The sequence below is a fragment of the Phenylobacterium sp. genome (assembly GCF_031360265.1).
GTDB lineage: Bacteria > Pseudomonadota > Alphaproteobacteria > Caulobacterales > Caulobacteraceae > Phenylobacterium.
Genome location: NZ_JANMBF010000021.1, coordinates 1 through 23,037 on the forward strand (window position 1 = coordinate 1; position 23,037 = coordinate 23,037).

A 23,037-nucleotide genomic window follows, 5' to 3' on the forward strand; every position below is an offset into this window, starting at 1 on the left:
TTCGTCCAGGTCCTCGACGAACACCGCGCCCAGCGCCTTCAGCCGCTCGACAACGTGGCGGTTGTGGACGATCTCGTGGCGCACATAGACCGGGGCGCCATATTTCTCGATGGCCCGCTCGACGATCTGGATCGCCCGATCGACCCCCGCGCAGAAGCCTCTGGGCGTGGCGAGCAGGACGGTCAGCGGCGGGCGGGCGGCGGGAACATGCAGCATCGCTCCCTAGGTAAGGCGTCTCGCGCCCAGCCGCCAGCCGCGTTGCCGCCACAGTCCCGAGGCTGTATCAGGACGCCACCCGCGCGATGCTGACGCGCCTCTCGTTCACGGACGCCCGCCATGCGCCGCCTTCTTCTGCTCGCCGTCGCCACCGTGATGACGGCGGCCCCCATCGCCGCGAACGCCCAGTACCCCGGCGGCGCCGGCGGCGGACGCCAGGCCGACGACGACAAGCGCCAGGCGCAGGACGACGCCAAGAAGAAGCGGCGCGACAAGGACTGGGGTGACGCCCAGGCGCCGCTGCAACAGCTGAAGAACGCCGGCCCCTGTCCGTTCGTGAAGACCCTCTATGACGCCAGCCGCTACGTCGAGTTCAAGGACGACCGCGAGGCCTCGGCCAGTGTGGGCTTCTCCGGCGAGATCCAGGGCGTCTCGGCCGGCTGCCAATACAAGGACGACGAGCCGATCCGGATGGTGGTGGACGTGCTGTTCGAGCTCGGCAAGGGGCCGCAGGCCGGGGGCGGCGCCAAGACGTTCCACTATTGGGTGGCGGTCACCGACCGCAACCGCGAGGTGATCACCCGCCAGACCTTCGACCTGCCGGTGACCTTCCCGGCCGGCAAGGATCGGGTGTTTGTCACCGACCACATCTCCAACATTGTCATCCCGCGCGGATCGGCCACCACCTCGGGCGCCAATTTCGAAGTGCTCATAGGCTTCGACGTCACGCCGCGGATGGCCGAGTTCAACCGCCAGGGCAAACGCTTCCGGGTCAACGCCGGCTCGGCGCTGGCCGCCGGGGACACCTCGCCGCACCGATGAGCGACCTCAGAAGAGACCTGAGCGAAGCGGTTGAGGCCGCCTTCGCACAGGAAGGCTTGCCGCCCGAACTGGGCCGTGTCACCGCCTCCGATCGCCCCGACCTCGCCGATTTCCAGTCCAACGGCGCCCTGGCCGCCGCCAAGCGCGTGGGCAGGAACCCGCGCGAGCTGGCCACCGCGGTGGCCGCGCGGCTGGCTGCCGACCCGCGCCTGGCCGCCGTCGAAGTCGCCGGCCCTGGCTTCATCAACCTCAAGCTTACCGACCTGGCGCTGTCGACCCGGGTCCAAGCCATCACGGGCGATCCCCGGTCGGGCGCCGAGCAGGTCGCCCGGCCGCGCCGGGTGCTGGTCGACTACGGCGGCCCCAACGTCGCCAAGCCCATGCATGTGGGGCACCTGCGCGCCTCGATCATCGGGGAATCCATCAAGCGGACCTACCGGTTCCGCGGCGACACCGTGCTGGGCGACGCCCATTTCGGCGACTGGGGCTACCAGATGGGCCTGCTGATCGGCGCCGTGATCGACGAGACCCCCGCCGTCGCCGCGGCGATCGAGCAGCTCAATACCGGCCGGCCCGCCGACGCCACGGCGTTCGAGACAGTGACCCTGGCCGACCTGGACCGGCTCTATCCCCCTGCCGCCGCGCGCGGCAAGGATGACCCCGCCTACCGCGACCGCGCCCGCAAGATCACCGCCGGCCTGCAGGCCAAGGCAGCTGGCTACCAAGCCCTGTGGACCCGCTTTCGCGACGTCACCCGCGTGGCCCTGGAACGTGACTTCCACGCGCTCGGCATCGACTTCGACCTGTGGAAGGGCGAGAGCGACGTCGAGGACCTGATCGCGCCCATGGTCGCCGAACTCGACGCCAGGGGCTTGCTGGTGGACGACCAAGGCGCCCGCATCATCCGGGTGGCGCGCGAGGACGACAAGAAGCCGCTGCCGCCCCTGCTGGTGGTCTCCTCCGAAGGCTCGGCGATGTACGGCACGACCGACCTGGCGACCATTCTCGACCGCCGGCGCAGCTTCGATCCGGACCTGGTGATCTACTGCGTCGATCAGCGTCAGGCCGATCATTTCGAGATCGTTTTCCGCGCCGCCTACCTGGCCGGCTACGCGACCCCCGGACAGCTTGAGCATATCGGCTTTGGCACCATGAACGGGACCGACGGCAAGCCGTTCAAGACCCGCGAGGGCGGCGTCCTGAAGCTCGGCGACATGATTCGGATGACGCACATGAAGGCCTTGGAACGGCTTGCCGAGGCAGGACTCGGCGAGGGCTTCAGCTCAGACGAATTTGGCGACATCGCGCACATGGTCGCGGTCGCGGCGCTGAAGTTCGCCGACCTGCAGAACTTTCGCGGCACCTCCTACGTCTTCGACCTCGACCGCTTCACCAGCTTCGAGGGCAAGACCGGCCCCTATCTGCTCTACCAAGCCGTCCGGGTGAAATCCGTCCTGCGCCGGGCCAGGGCGGAGGGCCATGAGCCTGGGCCGATCGCCGTCGCCGAGCCGGCCGAGCGTGAGCTGGTGCTGACCCTGGACGCCTTCGACACCGCGCTCACCGAAGCCTACGACCGCCAGGCGCCCAACGCCCTGGCCGAGCACGCCTATCGCCTGGCTCAGGCGTTCTCAAAATTCTACGCCGCGTGCACGATCCTGCAGGCCGCCCCGGCCACACGCGCCTCACGCCTGGCGCTGGCGGCGACCACGCTGGCCCAGCTGGAACAGACCCTCGACCTCCTGGGCATCGCCGTCCCCGACCGGATGTAGGTCGACCGAACCAACCGCCCGACAAAGCCCTTATCTTCCGGGCATTCCGCGCGGATCACGGCCCTGTGTCTGTACATCTCAGGGTAGTGTGGACACCGTCGCCCCTGGATGGGGCTCTCGGCGGTGGAGAGGGTCATGATCAGATTGAGTTCGGTGCTGGCGGCGATGGCCCTGGCGGTGGCGGCCTGGCCCGCGGAGGCGGCGGCCTTCCTGCACTTTTCCCTCGGCGGCGCGCATTCGGCGGAGTTCGAGGTTCCCGAATTCCCGACGCCGTCGAGCTTTGGCGCCGGGGTCAGTTTGACCCTGGCCGGCGTCAGCGGGACCTTCGACGGCGCGACAGGGATCAGGACCATTGTCTTCCGCAACGGTTCGGGTCTCGGCGGACTGGCGGTGGTCGGCCTCTTCGACGTCACCGGGCCGCAGACCTACCTGGGCCCCGAGGCAGCGCCGCATCTGCTGGCCGGCGACTACGCCCTCACCGACCGCGCCACGGGCGCCGCCGTCGGGCTCGCCGTTTTCCCGGCGGCGGGCGGCGGCGTGCCGGAACCGGCTGCATGGACCCTGGTGATCGGTGGCCTTGGGCTCCTCGGCGCCCGCCTGCGCCGCCGCCGGGTCGCTGTGCAAGCCGGCCCCCCGAGCTTCGCCCACCACCCCCAGAGGGGGTGGTGAAGGGGAGGGGTTGGGGTGGGGGTAAGGACTTGACGGCATGCATTGGCTCACCGGTCTTCGGTGCGAGGTGACCTCAGGCTGAACCTGCCGCGCTTCAGCGAGATGTGTGATTCCGGTAGCTATCTTCTGCCTGCCCCTATCTTTCAGTCCGGCGCCCCGGCGCGACCGGACGGGTCGATCCGCCGGGAACGCGCGCCAGTCCGGTAACGGGAATTTGCCATTTCACTTTCGGTAAAGTAGCATAACGTCGGTCTCTCGGGAGGGCGAACGATGGGCGCACTACGACGGCTTCTCAGCCAACTGACGGTCCTGGCCAGCCTCGGGCTCTGCGCCTGCAACAATCCCGGCGTCACCGCGCTGCACGATCCGCTCTACCGGGCCAGCCCCCACGTCTCGACCATCACCGCCACCGGCGTGGACTCCAAGGACGGCATAGATTCCGTCAGCATCGCGGTCACCGTCGGCACGCTCACCGCCTGCAACAACGGCGGTTTCACGCCCAGCCTCATCCCCTGCCGCACCGCTGCCTTCCAGTTCGGGCGCGAGTGCATCTTCTCCCACGAGAGGGGTCCCGCGGTGTGCCGGTTCCCGCTGCAGCTCGGCGACCGCAGCCTGGTCACCTACACCGCCACCGCCCGCAACAGCCGCGGCTCAACCGCCAAGACCACACCGATCACCTACGCCGCCGGCGCGCCGCTGACCCAGGCCACCATCCACGTGGTATTCTTCGACATCACCGTCCCCTGGGAGACCGCGCGCCCCGTCTGGTGGCACACGGACCTGCCGCTCGGTCAGGCGGCGCCCGACAAGATCGATGTCGGCTTCTTCCCCGACGCCGACTGGGGGACCAACTACCAGGGCTTCACCGATGGCCTGCAGGTGATCGCGCTCGGCAGCTTCTTCAACGACACCCACCAGTTCTCCAACTTCTACCGGTTCTGGAAAAACGAGTTCAACCTCTGGGCGGGGCCGGCCGGCGGCAACGGAGAGGACAGCTGCGTCCGCAGCCTCGGCGGCGCCGCCTCCACGGTCTCCGGCGCCGTCGACGGCAAGGCGATCGTCCACCAGGCCGCCTTCCGCGACTGCTCCGACATCGCGCTGGGCGGCCTGGGCACCAGCCAGTCGACGCTCACCGACGCGGCCTGGGTTTTCACCCACGAAAGCGGCCACTTCTTGCATGGCCTGGGCGACGAATATCAGGGTGGCGGCAACGGCAACGTCTCCGACCCGCCCAACACCTGGGCCAGCAAGGCCGCCTGCCAGTCCGCCGCGCCCGGCCTTGGGCTCACCGCCAGCCAGTGCGCCCAGATCGGCACGACCGGCTTCTGGCACGTCGATGACGGCGGGGTCACCACCATGCGCGACCGCGACCTGGCCAGCGACTGGCGCACGGCCAGCGGCGTGGCGCTGAGCCGGCGCATCAGCAAATGCACCGGCGGCGCGTGCTACTAGGGAGAGACGCCATGCGCAGAACCTCCAGCCTGCCGCTCACCGTCCTGCCAGGCGCTCTCCTGTCAGGCGCCCTCCTGCTCGCGCTGGGGGCCTGCACGCCGCCCGCCAACCCGGCGTCCACAGCAGGCCCCACAGCTCCGGCCCAGCCCAAGATCCGCGACCTGCCGAAGACGCCGGTCAAGGACGCCGACGACCCGATCAACCGCTTCGTCGCCGACCGCACCGTCGATGGCCTGGTGCTCAGCGTCACGATCGACGGGCCGAGCGTCACCCTCGACCAGGCCGTGCCCGCCCGCGTGCGCAAGACCCAGCGCAAGCCCACCGGCCAGGGCGACTACGCCCCGGTGACCGCCATCGGGTTCGCCGGCGGCGCGCGGATCTCGGAGGTGGCGGTGCCGGACTCGGTCGTGCGCGCCCTCGACGACTGGAACACGCCGCACCGGGGCGCTCTGGTCCGCGTGACCAAACGACAGATCGTCATCCCACTGGCCGCCGCGCGGGCTCTGGACACTGTCGAGGTGACCGCGCCGGCCACCGGCGCCCACGCCCGCCTCGACGTCCGCCCCGCCTACGCCGAATACTGCCGCGCCGGCGAAAAGGCCCCAAATCAGGGCCAGGGCCGCGACAACCCGATGTGCCCCAAAGGCCCCGTCGACCAGCCGCCCGGCGACCAACAGCGGCGCTGAGCGGTCTCGGCTCTCCCCTGGCTCGAAGAGTGGGGGCGACGGAACGAACGACCGCACCGTCAGTTGGTCAGCTGAACGATATGCCCGGCGACACTGTTGGTTCTGAATTGATGCTCCCAAAGCAGGCAAGCTGAGCCCGAGCCGTCCAACCTGTCGTTCCCCGTTTCGAGGAACCGATCATGCCGCAAGCCTCACCCGTCGCCATCGACAAGACCGGAACGCCGGATGATCGCGCCCTAAGACCAGCCGCCGAACTCGCCGGACAATCGGCGAAGCCCTATCCCAATGACAGCCCGGCATACCGCGCCGCACGCACAGCGCTGCTGACCGAGGAGATCGAACTGCGTCGCCATATCGAGCGGGTTGCGAAGCAGAGACGGGCATTGCCGATGGGCGGTGAAGCACTGGCCTATGACTTTCTCGACGAACAAGGCGCGACGGTCCGTCTGGGCGATATGTTCGGGCGGCACGACACGCTGATCACCTATTTCTGGATGTACGGGCCGGAGCGCGAAAGACCTTGCCCGATGTGCACCTCGTTGCTCGGCTCGCTGGACATTCCGGCTGTCGATCTGGAACAGCGCGTCGCCTTGGCGGTCATCGGTCGCTCGCCGGTCGCACGGCAGCTTGCCTTCGCGCGCGAGCGGGGCTGGCGAAATCTGAAATTCTATCAGTGCGTCGGCGATGAATTTCCCAGGGACTATCGGGGCCTCGCCCCCGACGGCAGTGAATGGCCTTCACTCGATGTCTGGAAGGAGCAGGGCGGCAAGGTGCGCCACTTCTGGGCCGGCGAGTCCGGCGAGTCCGCCGATCCGGGCGAAGACGCGCACGGCGCGCCCGATCCGACGCCGCTCTGGACCATCCTCGATCTGACCCCGGATGGGCGCGGGACCGACTGGTATCCAAAACTCAAATATCAAAGCTGAAATTGAGGCGATCTAACCGAAGGACCCGGCTCATGAAAACAATGACATGCAAAGAACTCGGCGGTAAATGCGATCAGCAATTATCGGCGGAGACTTGGGATCAGATCGTGCAGGTCATGACCAAGCACGTCATGGAGAAGCATCCCGACGTCGCCAAGGAAATGGAGAAATTGCACAACGAAGATCCCAAGAAGTGGGCCAAGGAAATGAAACCCAAATGGGACGCGGCGGTTGAAGATTAAGTCGATGACTATTTCGACTGAAGGAAATGACCGTGCATGAGCCAGCGCGTCATCCGTCTGACCTCGCGAAATTTGTGGTGTCACGCATCACTGCCGGCGACATCGATGGCATAGTGGCGCTGTATGACCCTGACGCGATTCTTGTGGCCGACGATGGCAAGGTCCTTGTCGGTCAAGCCGCGATACGAGCCTTCTATTGCTCATTGCTGAAATCAAACGCTCAGTTTGCACCTGGGCGCGAAGCGCCGCCACTTTTCAATGACGCCATAGCGCTGACATCCTCGACTCTGGCCGACGGCACGACGATCGCAGAGATTGCGAGGCTGCAAACGGACGGCTCGTGGCTTTGGATTATCGATCAGCCTGCCATTGCCAGACTTCATACTACAGGTACGCCGCAAGTGAGGGCGACGACACCAATCGGACCCGAAGCCCACATAGCCAACCCGTTGTTGCTGCCATTGGCGTTCCTGATCGGGGAATGGAATACCGAGGGGCGGCACCCCATGGTGCCCGGCAAGAGGCTGATCGGACGAACGAGCTTCGCGTGGGACCAGGGCGGCGCGTTTCTGCTGATGCATTCGGAAATTGATGCTCCCGATTTCCCCAGCGGGGTCGCGTTGATCGGCAGCGACGACGTCGGCACGCTCACCATGATCTACTTCGATGAGCGCCGTGTCTCGCGCGTTTACGAGGCGATGTTGGGGGATCAAAGCCTGACCTTGCGACGCGACGCTCCTGACATGTCCCAGACCATAGTGTTCACGCCTGGGGAAAATGGATCGTTGAACAGCGTTGGGCGCCTCTCCGAAAACGGCGGCGCCTGGGGCGATGACCTTTCGCAGGTTTTTACGCGTGCGTGACCCCCGATCCAGCTGGAGAAATTGCAATGAAACCGGTCATCACCGCCTTCGCAGCTTCGCCCGACAAGGGCCAGGGCCTAGCGCGCGATATGCGCGTGCGCTGGGCGCTCGAAGAAGTGGGCCAGCCGTACGACGTTCGGTTGCTTTCTTTCAAAGCATTGAAGGAACCCGCGCATCGCGCGCTGAACCCGTTCGGCAGCATTCCAACCTACGAAGAAGGCGATCTTGCCTTGTTCGAATCCGGCGGGATCATCCATCATATCGCCGAGCAGCATGCGGGCCTCCTGCCGAAGGATGCCGAGGCGCGAGCTCGCGCGGTGACATGGATGTTTGCCGCTCTCAACACGATCGAGCCACCGATCGTCGAACTCGAACAAACCCGGTTCTTCGAGGAGGACAAGAGCTGGTATCATGAGCATCAGGCGATGGTCGAAGGGCGTGTCCGCGACCGGCTCGGCTGCCTCTCCAACCGCCTCGGCGATGCCGACTGGCTGGATGGCAGTTTCAGCGCAGGCGACGTGCTGATGGTCCTGGTGCTGCGCCGGCTCGACGGGACGGGCATCGTGGAAGAATACCAAAACCTCGCCGACTACGTCGCCCGCGGGGAGGCTCGGCCCGCGTATCAACGGGCATTTGCAGCACAGGCTGCCGTGTTCACGGATGCGAATCCGGGGTCCGACAAGGTAACCAGACAATGACGACGGCTGCCGAGGAAGCGATCCCGGTTCGTGGGCCCGTGCATGACGCACTCAGCGTATTTCTCGGCGAGTGGCGCGCTGAAGGCATGTCGTTTGGTGGAACCGATCAGTCGGGCGCCGACCCAAAAGCCAATGGCGTCCCCTGGGCAAGCACCCACACCGCGCGCTGGCATATCGGCGACTTCTTTCTGATTCAGGACGAGCGCGCGCGAATAGCGGGGAAGGCCTTCGACACCCTCAGCATCTTGGGCGTCGAAACTGCCAGTGAAGCCTATTTCGCCCGGACTTTGAGAACCACGGATTCTATCGGCGCTATGGTCTCGTGGTCGATGACCGGACCTGGATGCTGGAAGATGAAACCGAGCGCGCCCGCACCGTGTTCGATGCGGACGGCAATACCCAGACAATTACCTGGGAGTGGTTGCGCGATGGCAGGTGGCTGCCGCTCTGCGACCGGGTTGCAAGGCGCATCGATGGCGCACCGGGTGCGGCAAGGAGATTGTGATGACCCTGAACGGACACTGCCATTGCGGTCGCAACGCCTTCGAGATCGACGGCGAACTGCCCGAAAAGCTGACGCGCTGCACCTGCTCGTTCTGTTCGAAGCGCGGGCATCTCTATGCCTATTACACCCCCGTCCAGCTCAGGGTGACGCAAGCTGACAGCGACGCCGTCTACCGCTGGAATTCGAAAAAGGTCGCCAATCATTTCTGCAGCGCGTGCGGCTGCGACCTCTATGCCGACAGCCCTGCGTTCGAACAGGACGGTAGCTGGGACGGCAAGACACGGCGCATCGCGGTGAACGCGCGGCTGCTGGACAATTTCGAGGCTGCGGACTGGCCGGTGACGGTGATCGACGGGAAGAACCTCTGGTGAGGGGTCAACGACCGCTGCGGGTGCGCTTGACGTCAGATTGACCCAACGGATCGACGGGCCGGCATGGCGACGGCGTTACGGTAGCCCGGTGGCGCGGTTCGAACGCAACTCCCGCGTTGACTCCCGCCCCCCAATCCCGCATCCCTCGCCCCGACTCTCGCGGGAGAGATCGGGTCACTTGAACCCGGAGCCGAAGGCGCAACCGCCCCGGAAACGCTCAGGCAAACGGACCGCGACGAGCTGATGCACGCTGGAAAGTCCCTTCGTAGCTCGTAGAGCGACGTCGGGCGCCGAAGGAGCAGGGGATCGCGCACCGCTCGCGCCGTCCGAAATCTCTCAGGCCCAAGGACAGCGGGGGCGCGGGATGCCGAGGGTTCGCCCGCGGCTGATCGCGCCATCGTCAGCCGGAGCCGCCGCCCGTGTCCCCCACCGACCTGCCGCTGAAGATCACCCCGCTGCACGCCGCGCACATCGCCGCCGGCGCGCGGATGGTCGCCTTCGCGGGCTACGACATGCCGGTGCAGTATTCTGACGGCGTGCTGAAAGAGCACCTGTGGACAAGGGAACATGCCGGCCTGTTCGACGTCTCGCACATGGGCCAGGCGCGGCTGACCGGCGTCTCGCCGCTGTCGGCCTTCGAAGACGTGGTTCCCGGCGACTTCATCAACCTTGCGCCCGGGCGCCAGAAATATTCCGTCCTGCTCAACCGCACGGGCGGGATCATCGACGACCTGATGGCCGGCCGTCCAGACGAAAGCGGCCTGTTCGTGGTGGTCAACGGGGCCTGCAAGGACAACGACTTCGCGGTCATCGATGACGAGCTGGCCGGACAGGTGGTGATCACCCGCCTGGAGGATCGCGCCCTGCTGGCGCTGCAGGGTCCCGAGGCCGCCGCCGTGTTCCAGGCCCATGCGCCGGCCGCGGCGTCGATGGTGTTCATGGACATCCGCGCGATGGCCGGCTTCGGCACGGACCTGATCGTCTCGCGCTCGGGCTATACGGGCGAGGACGGCTATGAGATTTCCTGTCCCGCCGACTCCGCCGTCCACATCTGGAACGCGCTGTTGGCTGACCCGCGCGTGCGGCCCATCGGCCTGGGCGCGCGGGATTCGCTCAGGCTCGAGGCCGGCCTGCCGCTCTACGGCCACGACCTCGACGCGACCACCTCGCCGGTCGAGGGGGACCTCAGCTTCGCCATCAACAGGAACCGCCGCCAGCAGCGCGACTTCCCCGGCGCCGCGCGGATCATCCGTGAACTGACGGACGGCCCGGCCCGCGTGCGGGTGGCGCTGAAGGTGCTGGACGGCGCGCCGGCCCGCGAAGGCGCCGAGATTCATGATGAGGCGGGGCAACGCGTGGGCATCGTCACCTCCGGCGGTTATTCGCCCTGCCTGAAGGCTGGCATCGCGCTGGGCTTCGTCCCCCCCGCCCAGGCCACTGTCGGCACGGCGCTGAAGGTCATCGTCCGCGGCAAGGCCCAGGCCTGCGAGGTCGTGAAGGCCCCGTTCGTCCCGCATCGGTATGTCCGGAAGATCTATGAATGAGCCTCTCTCTCACCCCTTTCTTGCTCGTCATCCCCCGGACAAGCCGGGGGATGACGAGCCGTAGATAACGAGGAGACCCCATGCGCTTCACCAAGGATCACGAATGGGTCGAGCTCGACGGCGATGTCGCCACCGTCGGGATCACCGCCTATGCCGCCGAACAGCTGGGTGACGTGGTGTTCGTCGAGACGCCCGATGTCGGCAAGACCCTGAAGGCCGGCGACGGCTTCGCGGTGGTGGAGAGCGTCAAGGCGGCGTCGGACGTCTACGCCCCGGTCTCCGGCCAAGTGGTCGAGGCCAACGGAGCGCTTGGCGATGCGCCGGAGACGGTCAACGCCGCCCCCGAAGCCGCCGGATGGTTCGCCAGGATCAGGATCGCCGACCCCGCCGAGGTCGAAGCCCTGATGGATCGCGCGGATTACGAAGCCTACCTGCGGACGTTGTAGCTCCCTCCCAGTTTGATCGTCATCCCCCGGCTTGTCCGGGGAACCCATGGTCACCCGTTACGAAGGATGGAACGCGGCGGCGCCGCGCTCGGCTTCCAACGACGGAGATCATGGGGGCCCGGACGAGCCGGGGCCATGACGAGCCTTAAATAAGGATTTTCCATGCGTTACCTGCCCCTCACCCCCGACGACCGCGCCCAGATGCTGGGCGTCATCGGCGCGGCCGACATCGACGCCCTGTTCGTCGATGTGCCGCCACTGGCCCGCAAGGCCGCGCTGTTCGACCTGCCGCCGCACGCCGGCGAGCTTGAGGTTGAGCGCGAACTGGCCGAGTTGGCGTCGCGCAACCGCGCGGCAGGTGACGGGCCGTTCTTCTGCGGGGCCGGCGCCTATCGCCACCATGTGCCGGCCAGCGTCGACCACCTGATCCAGCGCTCGGAATTCCTCACCAGCTACACCCCCTACCAGCCGGAGATCGCCCAGGGGACCTTGCAGGTGCTGTTCGAATTCCAGACCCAGGTCGCCGCGCTCACCGGCCTCGATGTGGCCAACGCCTCGATGTACGACGGCTCCACCGCCTGCGCCGAAGCCGTGATGATGAGCCAGCGGGTGACGCGGCGCGAGAAGGCGATCCTCTCCGGCGGCCTGCACCCGCACTATGCCGCGGTGACGCAGACCATCGCCCACGCCGAGGGCATGACCATCGTGCGCCAGGCCGCCGCCATCGACGCCGAGGCCGCCGTGATCGCCGCCATCGACGCCCAGACCGCCTGCGTCGTCGTCCAGACCCCCAACGTCTTCGGCGTGGTCACCGACGTGACCGCGATCGCCGAGGCTGCGCACGCCGCCGGCGCCCTGCTGATCGTCGTCACCACCGAGGCGGTGTCGTTCGGCCTCCTAAAATCGCCGGGCGAGATGGGCGCCGACATCGCCGTGGCCGAGGGCCAGTCCATCGGCAACGCGCTGAACTATGGCGGCCCCTACGTCGGCCTGTTCACTTGCCGCGAATCCCTGGTGCGCCAGATGCCGGGGCGCCTGTGCGGCGAGACGGTCGATGCCACCGGGCGGCGCGGCTATGTGCTGACGCTGTCGACCCGCGAGCAGCACATCCGTCGCGAGAAGGCGACGAGCAACATCTGCACCAACTCCGGCCTCTGCGCGTTGGCCTTCACCATCCACATGTCACTGCTGGGCGAGGTGGGCCTGCGCCAGCTCGCGGCGCTGAACCACAGCCGGACGCGCGAGCTGAAGGCGGCGCTGGACGGGGTGGTCGAAGTGCTCACGCCGCGGTTCTTCAACGAGATCGCCGTCCGCGTGCCCGCCAACCTGGCCGCCGGCGACGCCGCGGCCCTGGTGGACGACCTGCTGGCCGACGGCATCCTAGGCGGGGTACCCTATTCGCGCCTCGCGCCAGGCGCCGGGATGGACGACGTACTGCTGCTCGCCGCCACCGAGACCACCACCTCGAAAGACATCGCCGCCCTCTCCGCGGCGCTGAAGCGGAGGCTTAGCCAATGACCCCTAACAGCGTCGGCCGCCCTACACAGCCGCACCCGGCGACCTCTGAAGGCCACGCCTCCCTGACCGGCGGGCGCGGCCTGCTGCAGGACGAACCCTTGCTGTTCGAACTCGGCGGCTGGGACAAGACCGGCGTCGACCTGCCGGCCGCCGAGCATGACGCCTCCGACCTCGCAGGGCTGCTGCGCACCGCCTCCATCGGCCTGCCCGGCCTGTCGGAGCCCGAGACCGTGCGCCACTATGTGCGGCTGTCGCAGATGAACCACGCCATCGACCTGGCGCTCTACCCGCTGGGCTCATGCACCATGAAGCACAACCCGCGCCTCAACGAGAAGCTGGCCCGGCTGGCCGGCTTTTCTGACCTGCACCCCCTGCAGCCGGTGGCGACGGCGCAAGGCGCGCTGGAGCTGATCGATCGCCTGGCCCACTGGCTGAAGACGCTGACCGGCATGCCGGCCGTGGCCATGACGCCCAAGGCCGGCGCCCACGGCGAGCTCTGCGGCCTCTTGACCATCCGCGCCGCCCACGAGGCCCGCGGCGACGCCGCGCGCCGCCGGGTGCTGGTCCCCACCTCCGCCCACGGCACCAACCCCGCCACCGCCGCCTTCGTCGGCTATTCGGTGGAGGAAATCGCCCAGACCGCCGACGGCCGGGTCGACCTGGCCGACCTAGCCGCCAAGCTCGGCACCGACGTCGCCGCGATCATGGTAACCAACCCCAACACCTGCGGCCTGTTCGAACGCGACGTGATCGAGATCGCGCGCCTGACGCACGCGGCGGGAGGGTATTTCTACTGCGACGGCGCCAACTTCAACGCCATCGTCGGCCGCGTCCGCCCCGGCGACCTGGGCGTCGACGCCATGCACATCAACCTGCACAAGACCTTCTCCACCCCGCACGGCGGCGGCGGACCCGGGGCCGGCCCGGTGGTTCTGTCGGAGGCCCTCGCACCCTACGCCCCCGCCCCCTGGATCGTCCACGGCCCCGCCGGCCTGACCCTGATCGAGGAAGCCCGCGACGAGGCCGCCGCCGCCTTTGGCCGCATGTGCGCCTTCCAGGGCCAGATGGGCATGTTCGTCCGCGCCTACGCCTACATGCGCAGCCATGGCGCCGACGGCCTGCGCCAGGTGGCCGAGGACGCCGTACTCAACGCCAACTACATCAAGGCCAGGCTGTCGGCCGAGATGACGCCGGCCTTTCCGGACGGCCCTTGCATGCACGAGGCCCTGTTCGACGACAGCTGGCTCGAAGGCGCCGGGATCACCACCCTCGACTTCGCCAAGGCGATGATCGACGAGGGCTTCCACCCGATGACCATGTATTTCCCGCTGGTTGTGCATGGGGCGATGCTGATCGAACCCACCGAGACCGAATCCCGCCGGGAACTGGACCGGTTCTGCGACGCCCTGCTGGCGCTCGCGCGGGCCGCCAAGGCCGGCGACACGGCGCGGTTCACGGGTGCGCCCTATCTGGCGCCCCTGCGCCGGCTGGACGAAACCCTGGCCGCGAGGAAGCCCAAGCTGGCGTGGCGCCCCGAGCCCACAACTGTGGCGCCGGCGCCATTGGCTGCTGAATAGCTTGACGTGAGCAAAATTTAACGGGCTGGCGCCTTTACGACTCCTAAGGTCGTTCGCATATCAGATCGGCACGGCGGTGGTTTCGACCTCCCCTTGAACCTTCCGCGTGCCCCCAGGTTTAGCTCCCAGTGACTTTTGCCATGCCCTCTTTGCGCGTGCAGCGCGCCTCCGACGAGTTTGCCCGCGACCTCGCCAGCCGCGTCGGTCGATGGCTGCTGCTTGGGCTGGGCGTTGCCCTTATGCTCGTGGCCCTGCCGTTGGTGGCCCTGCCCGGACACCTCGGCCTGCCGCTGCTGGTCATCGGGCTGATGATCGTGCTGCGCAATTCCTTCAAGGCCAAGCGGCACTTCGTGAAGGCGCAGCGGGCGCATCCGAAGATGGTCTTTCCGATCCGCCGACTGATGCGCCGCGATCCGGAGATCATCCCGGTCATGTGGCAGCAGTACCTGCGCGTAGAGCGGCTGGTGCTGCCGAAGCGCGCACGGTTCGCCGCCCGGTGCCGGCGCTATCTCGGCCGCCGCTTACGGGCGCGAACCGCTTAGGGCCCCGGCGTCGGAAGCTACTGCAGCTTGCCGGCCAGCTGACCGATGGCGGCGTCGATCAGCGGATCGCTCTTGGCGCCGGCGATGCGGGCGGAAAGCACCTGTTCGGCGAGATTGGCCGCGAGGTCGCCCGCGGCGGCCTTCACCTCCGCCGCGGCCTGAGCTTCGGCGGTGGCGATGCGGCGCTCGGCCAGTTGACCCCGGCGCTCGAGCTGCTCGGCGAGCCTGACCTGGGCCTCGGCCTGCATGCGCGTGGCCTGGTCCCGAGCGTTGGCCATGATCTCGGCCGCCAGCTTTTCCGACTGTTCGCGATCGGCCTGGATCCGGGCCAGCAACGCCTGGGCTTCCTCGCGCAGGCGATTGGCCTCGTCCAGCTGGGCGCGGACCTTGTCGCCGGCATCGCCCAGGGCCTTCCAGGCGAACTTGTGCACGCCAGCCAGGACCAGGACGGCCAGGAACACGACAAAGGCGGCGCCGACCCAGAAGTGGGCGTCGGTGATCAGTTCCATCGGTTCAGGATCCTCTGGCCGCGGCGAGCTCCGCCGGGCTGGCGACGCGACCGGTCAGCTTGCCGACGATCGCCCCCGCGGCGTCGGCGGCGATGGCGGCGACATTGGCCATCGCGGCATCGCGCGCCTTGGCGATCCTGGCTTCGGCTTCGGCGCCCTTGACGGCGAGCTTGGCTTCTTCCTCGGCGAGCTTGGCGGTGACCTCGGCCTGGGCCTTGGCGCGGGCGTCGGCGGCGACACGCTGAGCGGCGGCGCGCGCTTGCGCCGTCTCCGCAGCCGCGGCGGTGGCCTGGGCCTCGGCCTCGTCCCGAAGCCGGCGCGCGTCGGCGATGTCGCCGCTGATCTTCTCCTCGCGCACCTCGATCGTGCCGCCGACTCGCGGGGCGGCGAACAGGCGGACGAAGGTCAGCACCACCAGGAACATGAGCAGGAACCAGGCGATCTGGCCTGGCCAATACTGGAGGTCGAACTGCGGCAGGCCGGCGGCGTGGGCCTCGGCCGACGCCGTGCCGTCTTGGGTCTCGGTCGCCATTGGCGATCAGTCTCCCAGGAGGGTTAGGAGCCGAACAGGATGAGCAGCGAGACCACGAAGGCGAATAGGCCCATGGTTTCGGTGAGCGCCATGCCGAGGAACAGCATGGTCTGCTGGCTGGAGGCGCCCGCGGGGTTGCGGATGGCGGCCTGCAGATAGCTGCCGAACAGGATGCCGAGGCCAACCCCGGCGCCGATCATGCCCATGGCGGCAAGGCCCGCGCCGATCAGCTTGGCGGAGGAATGGAAGTCGACGACGGAAGCGACGGCGGCGTGGGGGTCCATAGGGTAGTCCTCTTGTCGAATTCAGGTTGGGTTAGTGGCCGTGACCGAAGTTCACGACCTCGTTGAGATAGACGGTGGCCAATGCCGCGAAGACGAAGGCCTGCAATACCGCGACCACCAGTTCCAGGCCGGTCAGGGCCACGATCATCGTGAACGAGAGCACGCTGGGAATGAATGCCAGGGTGGCGATCCCGCCGGAGAGCGCGACGATGCCCAGCGCCACCACGAATGAGCCGAACAGGCTCATCACCACGTGGCCGCCCAGCATATTGCCGAACAGACGCATGGCCAGGGTCACCGGCCGCACGAAGTAGGAGATCATCTCGATCGGCACCATGAAAAACAGCATGGGCCAGGGCATGCCGGACGGCGCGAACAGGGTCAGGAACTTCGGACCGTGCTTGATGAAGCCGAGCAGGAAGACGCTGAAGAAAGTCAGCACCGCCAGCGTCGCGGTCACCGCCAGCTGCGACGTCACCGCGAAGGTCAGGTCGAGGCCGCCGACGTTGCCGATCGCCAGCACCACGCTCATCAGGTTCAGCACCAGGATGACCAGGAACAGCGACAGGATGTAGGGAACGTAGGGCTTGCCCTCGTGGCCAATGATCGGGCCGACCAGAACGCGATCGATGATGTTGTAGAGGCTTTCGGCCAGCGCCTGGCCGCGGTTCGGCACGATCTCCCGGCGCGCGGTCAGGGCGAAGAAGGCGATCAGGATCACGGCGCCGGCGATCATGCTGGCCACTGAATTGGTGATCGACATGTCCACGGTCAGGCCGCCGACATGGAACACCGGCCCCGACACCAGCTTGTGGATCAGGAATTGGTGCATCGGGTCGATGGCGGGTTGTTGCGCCATAGGGGCCTTAGTCCTCGTCTTCGTCGTCGGGCGCGCTGGGCAGGGGCCCGAGCGCATCCAGTTGATCTCTACTCGCCTTCGCCGCGGATCTGACCGCGGTGAAGATGGACAGTCCGGTGCCGATCAGCAGACCGCCGACCACGCCCCAAGGCTGGGTATGGGCGAGGCGATCCAAGAGCCAGCCAAGGCCGACCCCCCCAAGCACCCCACCAACCACTTCCCCGACGAAGCGGTACCCCTGCGACATGGCCACGTGAGTCTCGGGACTCACCTTGCGGGCCTGGGCCGCCTCCGCCGCTCCCAAACGCTGATCGAGGCTCGCGAGGGCCTTATCTGGCGGATCATCAGGGTGTGGCATTCGTCAGCCTATTGACCGCGGCGTCGCCGCCACGACCGGGGCTTTAGGTCGCGCGGAACCTATAGAGCGCGTCAGGGCGCGTCAAGGCTGGCCAGACGCCATTCAATGTATTGTTTTTGCTGAGTATTTGTGAGATCTGAGCACAAGGCCCGTCACCTTGGCTCAAGCGGCCCGTCACTGGGCGGCCAGGGCCTCGGCCTGGCGCAGATCAACAGACACCAGTTGGGAGACGCCGCGCTCGGCCATTGTGACCCCGAACAGCCGGTCCATGCGCGCCATGGTCACCGGATTGTGGGTGATGGCGATGAAGCGGGTGTCGGTCCGGCGGCGCATCTCGTCCAGCAGGTTGCAGAAACGGTCGACGTTGGCGTCATCCAGGGGGGCGTCCACCTCGTCGAGCACGCAGATCGGCGCGGGCTGGGCCAGGAAAACCGCGAAGATCAGGGCCGTGGCGGTCAGCGCCTGCTCCCCGCCGCTCATCAGGCTCATGGTGGCCATCCGCTTGCCGGGCGGGCAGGCGTAGATCTCCAGTCCCGCCTCCAGCGGGTCCTCTGATTCAACCAGCTTCAGCTCGGCCTGGCCGCCCTGGAAAAGGGCCTGGAACAGCGTCTGGAAGTGGCCATGGATCACGTCGAAGGCGGCGATGAGCCGCTCGCGACCTTCGCCATTCAGTTCGTTGATCCCCTCGCGCAGGCGCGCGATCGCGCCGGTCAGGTCGGCGCGCTCGGCCAGCATGGTTTCCAGTCGCGCGGCGTAGTCCAGCGCCTCGTCTTCGGCGCGCAGGTTGACCGGTCCGATGCCGTCGCGCTGGCGTTCGAGATTGTAGAGGTGGGCCTCGACGCCGCCGGCATCGGTGGGGATCGCCACGGCTTCGTCGGCGAGGTTCCGGGCCAGAGCTTCCGGCTCCATCCGCGCGGTCTCGCGAATCTGGCCGCCGACCTCGTCCAGGCGGGCGGCGGCGGCCTCCGCGTGAGCAGCCAGGCTGGCGCGAACTTCGCGGGCTTCGGCGGCGGCGGCGTCAGCGGCGCGGAGCGCGCGGTCGGCTTCGGCCCGCTCGGCCTCGGCGGTGGCGAGCGCGTCGGACGATCCGGCCCGGCGAGCCTCGGCGACGGAGAACGCATCCAGCAGGGCCGCGCGGCGGGCTTCTAGCGTCTGCGGGGCGGCCCCGGCGCGGGCTAGCTCGGCGGCGGATCTGGCCCGCGCCGCGGCCAGCGCGGCCAGCCGCTTGGCGGCGGCATGGGCGCGGCCTGTCCAGTCCTGGCGATCGCCGGTGAGCAGTTCCAGGCGGCGCGCGCGGCCCCCCTTTTCGCGCGTCTCCAGCTCCAGCGCCGCGCGCGCGCCGGCGGCGGCTTCGCGGGCGGGACCGGCGGCGGCGCGGGCGATGGCCAGGCGCTCGGCCAGATCGCTGTCACCGGCGTCGGCGGCCCGCGTGGCCTCGACAGACGCCAGCGCCTGCGCGTGCTCGGCGTGCTCGGCCTGGAAACGCCCGATGACGTCATCGAGGGAGGCGGCATGGGCTTCCTTGCGGGCGGCCTCGCGGTCGAAGCGGTCGAGCGCGGTGCGCGCAATCAGCGTGGCCTGCTCCGCCACCGGAAGTTCGCGACGGGTGGCGCGCAGGGTTTCCTCGAGGCCAGCCAGACGTCCGGCGGCCAGGCCAAGCGCGCGGCGGGCGACCTCGACCTTGGGGTCCAGAGCCTCGATCTCCGCCTCGACTTGCGCCAAACGGGTCTTCTGTTCCAGGCGGACGGCGGCGGCCTTGGGCGCGTCGGCCCGCGCGGTGAACCCGTCCCAGCGCCAGAGATCGCCCTCCTTGGAAACCAGCCGGCAGCCCGGCGCGAGCCCCGCCTGCAGCCGATCGCCGTCAGCCCGGTCGACCACGGCGGTGAAGGCGATGCGGGCGGCGAGCGCGTCGGGCGCCTCGACGAGACCGGCGAGCGGCGTTGCTCCGGCGGGCCACGGCGGAGCCTCGGCGTCGCGGCCGCCCCAGAACGCCGGCGCCGTTCGGTCCAGTGCGGCGTCCAGGTCGTCGCCAAGGGCGGCGGCCAACGCCCGTTCATAGCCGCGATGGGGTGAGACCACATCAAGCACCGGCGTGAACCCGCCTCGCCTCGCCTGGGCCACCAGGCCCGCGAGCGCCCGGGCCTCGGCGGTGAGGCGGCCCAGTTGATCGTCGAGCCTGCGGCAGGTTTCGCGGGCGGTCGCCTCGGCGGTTTGCGCGGCGGCGCGGTCTTCCTCGGCGGACTCCAGCGCAGCGCGGACCGCGACCAGGCCGGCTTCAGCGATCTCCAGGTCGGCCTTGGCCTGGGCGGTCAGCGGACTGGCGATGACACCCAGTGCTTCGCGTTCGCTGCGGGCCTGATCCAGGGCGCGGCGCGTGCGCGCCAGGCGCGCCTGGGCCTCCTCCACGCGCAGATCGGCCGCGCGGCGCTGCGCCGCCTCCGCAGCGAGCTGCCCCGCCAGGCTTTCGACCTCGGCGTCGGCCGAGGCGCGCGCCGTTTCGGCGGCTTGCGCCGCGGCCGCGAGTTCCGGGATGCGTTCCGGCGCCGCGGCGATGGCGGCTTCCAGCGCCGCCAGGTCGTCGGTCAGCCGCGTCAGGGCCGCCTCGGCGTCAGCGACGATGTGCTCCTCGCGCGCGCGGTCGGCATCGATGCGGGCGATGTCGACGGTCAGCCGCTCCAGTTCGGCGGCGTGGGCCTCATGCTCGCGGTCGAGCCGGTCCTTGTCGATCGCCAGCTTGTGCAGGATCGCCGCCGAGATGGTCTCAGCCTCACGGAGCGGCTTGATCGCTGCGTCCCCCCGGGCGGCGCGGGTGGTGGCCGCCGCGGCGAGGCCGGCGGTCTCCTCAACAGCGCGGACGGCGGCGGCCGCCTCAGCGCCCAGGGTTTCAGCAGCGCGGCTGGCCTCGGCCCAGCGGGCATAGAGCACCGCGCCCTGCAGCGCCCGGATCTCGGCGGAAAGTTTCTTGTAGCGCTCAGCCTGGCGGGCCTCGCGCTTCAGCCGGCCCAGCGTCGCCTCCAGTTCGCGGGCGACATCCTCAAGCCGGGCGAGATTGGCCTCCGCCGCGCGCAGGCGCAGCTCCGCTTCGTGGCGGCGCGCATGCAGGCCGGAGACGCCGGCCGCCTCCTCCAGGATCATCCGGCGGTTCTGCGGCTTGGCGGCGATCAGCTCGGAGATCTGGCCCTGGCGCACCAGCGCGGGCGAATTGGAGCCGGTCGAAGCGTCGGCGAACAGCAGCTGCACGTCGCGGGCGCGGACCTCGCGGCCGTTGATGCGAAAGGTCGAGCCGGCGCCGCGGTCGATGCGGCGCACAACCTCCAGCACCGGGTGGTCGTTGAACGCCGCGGGGGCCCGACGCTCGGCGTTGTCGATGGTCAACGACACCTCGGCGTGGTTGCGCGAGGCGCGGCCCGCGGCCCCGGCAAAGATCACGTCGTCCATGCCGCCCGCCCGCATGGCCTTGGCGGAGTTGGCGCCCATGACCCAGCGCAGGGCCTCCAGAAGGTTCGACTTGCCGCAGCCGTTCGGGCCCACGACGCCGGTGACGCCGGGCTCGATGCGGAATTCGGTCGCATCGACGAAGGACTTGAAGCCCGAAAGGCGCAGCCGCTGGAAGTGCATCGGAGCTCTAGCGCGCTCCCTTCACAGCCGCGGATTTCCGGCTCGCCGGCTTCTTCGCCATCCGCTTGCTCACCGCGGCGATGGCGGCGTCCATGTCGGCTGGCGTCAGCGGCAGAGGGTCCAGGCTCACCCCGTTGATGAACAGGGTCGGCGTGGACTCGACGCCGTCCTGCTCAGAGGCGCGGCGCGCCCGCTCATTGACCGCGTCGATCGCCGCGGTGTCCCGCAGGCAGGCGTCGAAGTGCGGCTCGTCCACCCCGTTGTCGGCGGCGATCTGCTTCAGGATGGCCTTGATCTGCCCCTCCTCCCAGCGCGGCTGGCTGCGGTAGACGTCGTCGACGACCTTGAAATACCGGTCAGCGCCGGCGCAGCGGGCGATCAGGAAGCCGGCCATCGCCACGGTGGGCGAGGCCGTCAGCATCTCCTTGAGGGTGAAGCGGACCTTGCCGGTGTCGACCCATTTGGCCCTGAAGGGCACGAACACCGTCTCGTTGAAATGAGCGCAGTGCGGACAGGAAAGCGAGGCGTACTCGATCACCTCGATCGGAGCGTTGGGGTTTCCCAGCGTCATGTCAGCCGGGGTCGCCGCCGGCGCGCCTTGGGCCGCGTCGGCCGCGCCCAGGCTCGCGACGAGAGCCGCTGCGACAAGGAAACGACGGGTCGGCATGGAACGGTGGTCCTCCTGGAGACCGATGATTAGAGCCCGATTCCCGCCGCGCGGCTGGCTTTCGTCAATCAACCCGGCGCGGCCGCAGGACACCGCGGCCAAGCGCCAGCAAGGCGGCCTTCAGCGGCCCCTCCGGAGCGGCGCCGAGGTCATGGGCAAGGTCGGCCTCCTGCGCGGCGTCGAGGGGCGGGCGGCGGGTCCGGGTCTGCGGGGGCGCAGACGGCCTTTGCAGAGGCCCCTGGACGATCCGCAGCTTCTGCACAGCCTCGGCGCCTAGGAAGAGGTTCACGCGCGCCAGGATCTCGTGGGCCTGGTGCTGGATGATCGCCGCCGAGGGGCCGGCGACCCGGATCTCCAGCGACGAGGGACCACCATTGCGACCCTTGGTGAGTTTCACCGGCTCCGTGCGCTTAGCGATCTCGACGCCGACCACCTCGCGCCAGCGCGCGATCAGCGCCCCAGACCCCTGGCCGAACTTCGCGTCCAGCTCGCGCAGCGTCCTGTTCAGCGCGCGGCCGAGCGGCGGCGGCGGACGGCGTTGCGGGCGCGTCCGCTTCTCGCTGAGAATGCGCATCGCCTCCTGCGCTGTGGGGAGTTGCCGGCGGGCCATTCCGACACCTTACCGTCTTCGCGCGACGACGATAAGGAGGGAGCGTGAACGTCGATGCGCTGCGCGCCCAATTGCTGGCCTGGTATGACGCCAACGCCCGCGACCTGCCCTGGCGTGTGCGGCCGTGGGCGGGCGGCGGCCGGCCCGACCCCCACCCCCGTTGGCGGTCGGTGGTGAGGCTGCAGCCGACCCCCCTGCCGCACGCCACGCCCTATTTCCTGAAGTTCACCGCCCGCTGGCCCACCGTCAGCGACCTGGCCGGCGAGGCCGACGGCGAGGTGATGGCCGCCTGGGCGGGGCTCGGCTACTACGCACGCGCCAGGAACCTGCTGGCCTGCGCCCGCGCGGTGGCGAACGAGCACGGCGGCGTCTTCCCGGACACCGAAGCGGGCCTGCGCGCCCTGCCCGGCCTTGGGCCGTACACCGCCGCGGCGGTGGCCGCGATCGCCTTCGACGAGGCCACCAATGTGGTCGACGGCAATGTCGAGCGGGTGATGGCGCGGCTGTTCGCGGTCGAGCAGCCGCTGCCGGACGCCAAACCGGAGCTGAAGCGGCTGGCGGCCGCCCTGGTGCGCGACAACCGGCCCGGCGACTGGGCGCAGGCCCTGATGGACCTGGGTGCCACCCTCTGCCGGCCCAAGCAGCCGCTCTGCTAGCGCTGTCCGGTGGCCGCCCATTGCGCAGCGCTGGCGACCGGTGAGCCGGCGACCTACCCGCGGCGTCCCAGGAAGGCCGAGCGGCCGCATCGCTATGG

24 protein-coding genes, 2 pseudogenes and 1 riboswitch are annotated in these 23,037 nt (G+C 68.7%); of the genes and pseudogenes, 17 read left to right on the forward strand and 9 right to left on the reverse strand.

Annotated elements, in window-relative coordinates:
* Positions 1–216, reverse strand: a pseudogene (gene ispH / locus RMN86_RS01945) (4-hydroxy-3-methylbut-2-enyl diphosphate reductase); the annotation flags it as partial.
* 120 nt (positions 217–336) lie between these two features.
* On the opposite strand from ispH, the gene RMN86_RS01950 reads away from it, so the two are divergent.
* The 16 genes from RMN86_RS01950 to RMN86_RS02025 all read left to right on the forward strand — a co-directional run bounded on the left by RMN86_RS01950 (position 337) and on the right by RMN86_RS02025 (position 14,846).
* Positions 337–1,038, forward strand: a complete 702-nt coding sequence (locus tag RMN86_RS01950; RefSeq protein WP_309604142.1) for a Tat pathway signal sequence domain protein — start codon at positions 337–339, stop codon at positions 1,036–1,038.
* The gene (gene argS, locus RMN86_RS01955; protein WP_309604143.1) at positions 1,035–2,807 is read left to right on the forward strand and encodes an arginine--tRNA ligase; all 1,773 of its coding nucleotides are present in this window, start codon (positions 1,035–1,037) and stop codon (positions 2,805–2,807) included. The genes RMN86_RS01950 and argS overlap by 4 nt, the downstream gene beginning before the upstream one ends.
* 135 nt (positions 2,808–2,942) lie before the next feature.
* The gene (locus RMN86_RS01960; protein WP_309604144.1) at positions 2,943–3,476 is read left to right on the forward strand and encodes a PEP-CTERM sorting domain-containing protein; all 534 of its coding nucleotides are present in this window, start codon (positions 2,943–2,945) and stop codon (positions 3,474–3,476) included.
* A 270-nt stretch (positions 3,477–3,746) separates the two neighbouring features.
* Positions 3,747–4,928, forward strand: coding sequence for a hypothetical protein (locus tag RMN86_RS01965; RefSeq protein ID WP_309604145.1), 1,182 nt, complete (start codon positions 3,747–3,749; stop codon positions 4,926–4,928).
* Between the two features lie 11 nt (positions 4,929–4,939).
* Positions 4,940–5,614 (forward strand): hypothetical protein, encoded by a 675-nt coding sequence (locus RMN86_RS01970; RefSeq protein WP_309604146.1) that lies wholly within the window; start codon positions 4,940–4,942, stop codon positions 5,612–5,614.
* A gap of 179 nt (positions 5,615–5,793) precedes the next feature.
* A complete protein-coding gene (locus tag RMN86_RS01975; RefSeq protein ID WP_309604147.1) occupies positions 5,794–6,540 on the forward strand; it encodes a DUF899 family protein in 747 nt (248 codons plus the stop codon).
* A gap of 32 nt (positions 6,541–6,572) precedes the next feature.
* Positions 6,573–6,782, forward strand: coding sequence for a DUF1059 domain-containing protein (locus RMN86_RS01980; RefSeq protein WP_309604148.1), 210 nt, complete (start codon positions 6,573–6,575; stop codon positions 6,780–6,782).
* A gap of 26 nt (positions 6,783–6,808) precedes the next feature.
* Positions 6,809–7,645 (forward strand): hypothetical protein, encoded by an 837-nt coding sequence (locus RMN86_RS01985; RefSeq protein WP_309604149.1) that lies wholly within the window; start codon positions 6,809–6,811, stop codon positions 7,643–7,645.
* Between the two features lie 26 nt (positions 7,646–7,671).
* Entirely contained in the window at positions 7,672–8,343 is a 672-nt protein-coding gene (locus RMN86_RS01990; protein WP_309604150.1) for a glutathione S-transferase family protein, read from the forward strand.
* Positions 8,344–8,686: 343 nt separating this feature from the next.
* Positions 8,687–8,848 carry a hypothetical protein gene (locus RMN86_RS01995; protein WP_309604151.1) on the forward strand — a complete coding sequence of 54 codons (162 nt, stop codon included), beginning with the start codon at positions 8,687–8,689 and terminating at the stop codon, positions 8,846–8,848.
* A complete protein-coding gene (locus tag RMN86_RS02000) occupies positions 8,848–9,219 on the forward strand; it encodes a GFA family protein (RefSeq protein WP_309604152.1) in 372 nt (123 codons plus the stop codon). Before RMN86_RS01995 ends, RMN86_RS02000 begins: the two co-directional genes overlap by 1 nt.
* A gap of 150 nt (positions 9,220–9,369) precedes the next feature.
* Positions 9,370–9,462: riboswitch (glycine riboswitch) on the forward strand.
* A 176-nt stretch (positions 9,463–9,638) separates the two neighbouring features.
* Entirely contained in the window at positions 9,639–10,763 is a 1,125-nt protein-coding gene (gene gcvT / locus RMN86_RS02005) for a glycine cleavage system aminomethyltransferase GcvT (protein WP_309604153.1), read from the forward strand.
* 80 nt (positions 10,764–10,843) lie between these two features.
* Positions 10,844–11,209 carry a glycine cleavage system protein GcvH gene (gene gcvH, locus RMN86_RS02010; RefSeq protein WP_309604154.1) on the forward strand — a complete coding sequence of 122 codons (366 nt, stop codon included), beginning with the start codon at positions 10,844–10,846 and terminating at the stop codon, positions 11,207–11,209.
* A 162-nt stretch (positions 11,210–11,371) separates the two neighbouring features.
* Positions 11,372–12,727 carry an aminomethyl-transferring glycine dehydrogenase subunit GcvPA gene (gene gcvPA, locus RMN86_RS02015; RefSeq protein WP_309604155.1) on the forward strand — a complete coding sequence of 452 codons (1,356 nt, stop codon included), beginning with the start codon at positions 11,372–11,374 and terminating at the stop codon, positions 12,725–12,727.
* Positions 12,724–14,304, forward strand: coding sequence for an aminomethyl-transferring glycine dehydrogenase subunit GcvPB (gene gcvPB, locus RMN86_RS02020; RefSeq protein WP_309604156.1), 1,581 nt, complete (start codon positions 12,724–12,726; stop codon positions 14,302–14,304). Before gcvPA ends, gcvPB begins: the two co-directional genes overlap by 4 nt.
* 128 nt (positions 14,305–14,432) lie before the next feature.
* Complete coding sequence (locus RMN86_RS02025) at positions 14,433–14,846, forward strand: hypothetical protein (RefSeq protein WP_309604157.1); 414 nt, start codon at positions 14,433–14,435, stop codon at positions 14,844–14,846.
* 17 nt (positions 14,847–14,863) lie between these two features.
* Here the strand turns inward: RMN86_RS02025 and RMN86_RS02030 are convergent, their stop codons facing one another.
* The 8 genes from RMN86_RS02030 to RMN86_RS02065 all read right to left on the reverse strand — a co-directional run bounded on the left by RMN86_RS02030 (position 14,864) and on the right by RMN86_RS02065 (position 22,247).
* A complete protein-coding gene (locus tag RMN86_RS02030) occupies positions 14,864–15,355 on the reverse strand; it encodes an ATP F0F1 synthase subunit B (protein ID WP_309604158.1) in 492 nt (163 codons plus the stop codon).
* 4 nt (positions 15,356–15,359) lie between these two features.
* Complete coding sequence (locus RMN86_RS02035) at positions 15,360–15,887, reverse strand: hypothetical protein (protein WP_309604159.1); 528 nt, start codon at positions 15,885–15,887, stop codon at positions 15,360–15,362.
* 23 nt (positions 15,888–15,910) lie between these two features.
* Complete coding sequence (locus tag RMN86_RS02040; RefSeq protein ID WP_309604160.1) at positions 15,911–16,171, reverse strand: F0F1 ATP synthase subunit C; 261 nt, start codon at positions 16,169–16,171, stop codon at positions 15,911–15,913.
* Between the two features lie 31 nt (positions 16,172–16,202).
* Positions 16,203–17,030 (reverse strand): F0F1 ATP synthase subunit A, encoded by an 828-nt coding sequence (locus tag RMN86_RS02045; RefSeq protein ID WP_309604161.1) that lies wholly within the window; start codon positions 17,028–17,030, stop codon positions 16,203–16,205.
* A 7-nt stretch (positions 17,031–17,037) separates the two neighbouring features.
* Positions 17,038–17,277, reverse strand: a complete 240-nt coding sequence (locus tag RMN86_RS02050) for an AtpZ/AtpI family protein (RefSeq protein ID WP_309604165.1) — start codon at positions 17,275–17,277, stop codon at positions 17,038–17,040.
* Between the two features lie 285 nt (positions 17,278–17,562).
* Positions 17,563–21,006, reverse strand: a complete 3,444-nt coding sequence (gene smc, locus RMN86_RS02055) for a chromosome segregation protein SMC (RefSeq protein ID WP_309604162.1) — start codon at positions 21,004–21,006, stop codon at positions 17,563–17,565.
* Between the two features lie 7 nt (positions 21,007–21,013).
* Entirely contained in the window at positions 21,014–21,673 is a 660-nt protein-coding gene (locus tag RMN86_RS02060) for a DsbA family protein (RefSeq protein WP_309604163.1), read from the reverse strand.
* A gap of 64 nt (positions 21,674–21,737) precedes the next feature.
* The gene (locus RMN86_RS02065; protein ID WP_309604164.1) at positions 21,738–22,247 is read right to left on the reverse strand and encodes a DciA family protein; all 510 of its coding nucleotides are present in this window, start codon (positions 22,245–22,247) and stop codon (positions 21,738–21,740) included.
* Positions 22,248–22,327: 80 nt separating this feature from the next.
* On the opposite strand from RMN86_RS02065, the pseudogene RMN86_RS02070 reads away from it, so the two are divergent.
* Positions 22,328–23,037: pseudogene (locus RMN86_RS02070) on the forward strand (A/G-specific adenine glycosylase); the annotation flags it as partial.

Excerpts from the sequence above, each read along its gene's own strand:
- RMN86_RS02030 (WP_309604158.1), bottom strand. The coding sequence starts at position 15,355 with ATGGAACTGATCACCGACGCCCACTTCTGGGTCGGCGCCGCCTTTGTC.
- RMN86_RS02045 (WP_309604161.1), bottom strand. The coding sequence starts at position 17,030 with ATGGCGCAACAACCCGCCATCGACCCGATGCACCAATTCCTGATCCAC.
- RMN86_RS01950 (WP_309604142.1), top strand. The coding sequence starts at position 337 with ATGCGCCGCCTTCTTCTGCTCGCCGTCGCCACCGTGATGACGGCGGCC.
- RMN86_RS02050 (WP_309604165.1), bottom strand. The coding sequence starts at position 17,277 with ATGTCGCAGGGGTACCGCTTCGTCGGGGAAGTGGTTGGTGGGGTGCTT.
- gcvH (WP_309604154.1), top strand. The coding sequence starts at position 10,844 with ATGCGCTTCACCAAGGATCACGAATGGGTCGAGCTCGACGGCGATGTC.
- RMN86_RS01965 (WP_309604145.1), top strand. The coding sequence starts at position 3,747 with ATGGGCGCACTACGACGGCTTCTCAGCCAACTGACGGTCCTGGCCAGC.
- RMN86_RS01980 (WP_309604148.1), top strand. The coding sequence starts at position 6,573 with ATGAAAACAATGACATGCAAAGAACTCGGCGGTAAATGCGATCAGCAA.
- RMN86_RS01975 (WP_309604147.1), top strand. The coding sequence starts at position 5,794 with ATGCCGCAAGCCTCACCCGTCGCCATCGACAAGACCGGAACGCCGGAT.
- RMN86_RS01995 (WP_309604151.1), top strand. The coding sequence starts at position 8,687 with ATGCTGGAAGATGAAACCGAGCGCGCCCGCACCGTGTTCGATGCGGAC.
- RMN86_RS01985 (WP_309604149.1), top strand. The coding sequence starts at position 6,809 with ATGACCGTGCATGAGCCAGCGCGTCATCCGTCTGACCTCGCGAAATTT.
- RMN86_RS02040 (WP_309604160.1), bottom strand. The coding sequence starts at position 16,171 with ATGGACCCCCACGCCGCCGTCGCTTCCGTCGTCGACTTCCATTCCTCC.
- gcvPA (WP_309604155.1), top strand. The coding sequence starts at position 11,372 with ATGCGTTACCTGCCCCTCACCCCCGACGACCGCGCCCAGATGCTGGGC.
- RMN86_RS02000 (WP_309604152.1), top strand. The coding sequence starts at position 8,848 with ATGACCCTGAACGGACACTGCCATTGCGGTCGCAACGCCTTCGAGATC.
- RMN86_RS02060 (WP_309604163.1), bottom strand. The coding sequence starts at position 21,673 with ATGCCGACCCGTCGTTTCCTTGTCGCAGCGGCTCTCGTCGCGAGCCTG.
- RMN86_RS02035 (WP_309604159.1), bottom strand. The coding sequence starts at position 15,887 with ATGGCGACCGAGACCCAAGACGGCACGGCGTCGGCCGAGGCCCACGCC.
- argS (WP_309604143.1), top strand. The coding sequence starts at position 1,035 with ATGAGCGACCTCAGAAGAGACCTGAGCGAAGCGGTTGAGGCCGCCTTC.
- RMN86_RS02065 (WP_309604164.1), bottom strand. The coding sequence starts at position 22,247 with ATGCGCATTCTCAGCGAGAAGCGGACGCGCCCGCAACGCCGTCCGCCG.
- RMN86_RS01970 (WP_309604146.1), top strand. The coding sequence starts at position 4,940 with ATGCGCAGAACCTCCAGCCTGCCGCTCACCGTCCTGCCAGGCGCTCTC.
- smc (WP_309604162.1), bottom strand. The coding sequence starts at position 21,006 with ATGCACTTCCAGCGGCTGCGCCTTTCGGGCTTCAAGTCCTTCGTCGAT.
- RMN86_RS01990 (WP_309604150.1), top strand. The coding sequence starts at position 7,672 with ATGAAACCGGTCATCACCGCCTTCGCAGCTTCGCCCGACAAGGGCCAG.
- gcvPB (WP_309604156.1), top strand. The coding sequence starts at position 12,724 with ATGACCCCTAACAGCGTCGGCCGCCCTACACAGCCGCACCCGGCGACC.
- RMN86_RS01960 (WP_309604144.1), top strand. The coding sequence starts at position 2,943 with ATGATCAGATTGAGTTCGGTGCTGGCGGCGATGGCCCTGGCGGTGGCG.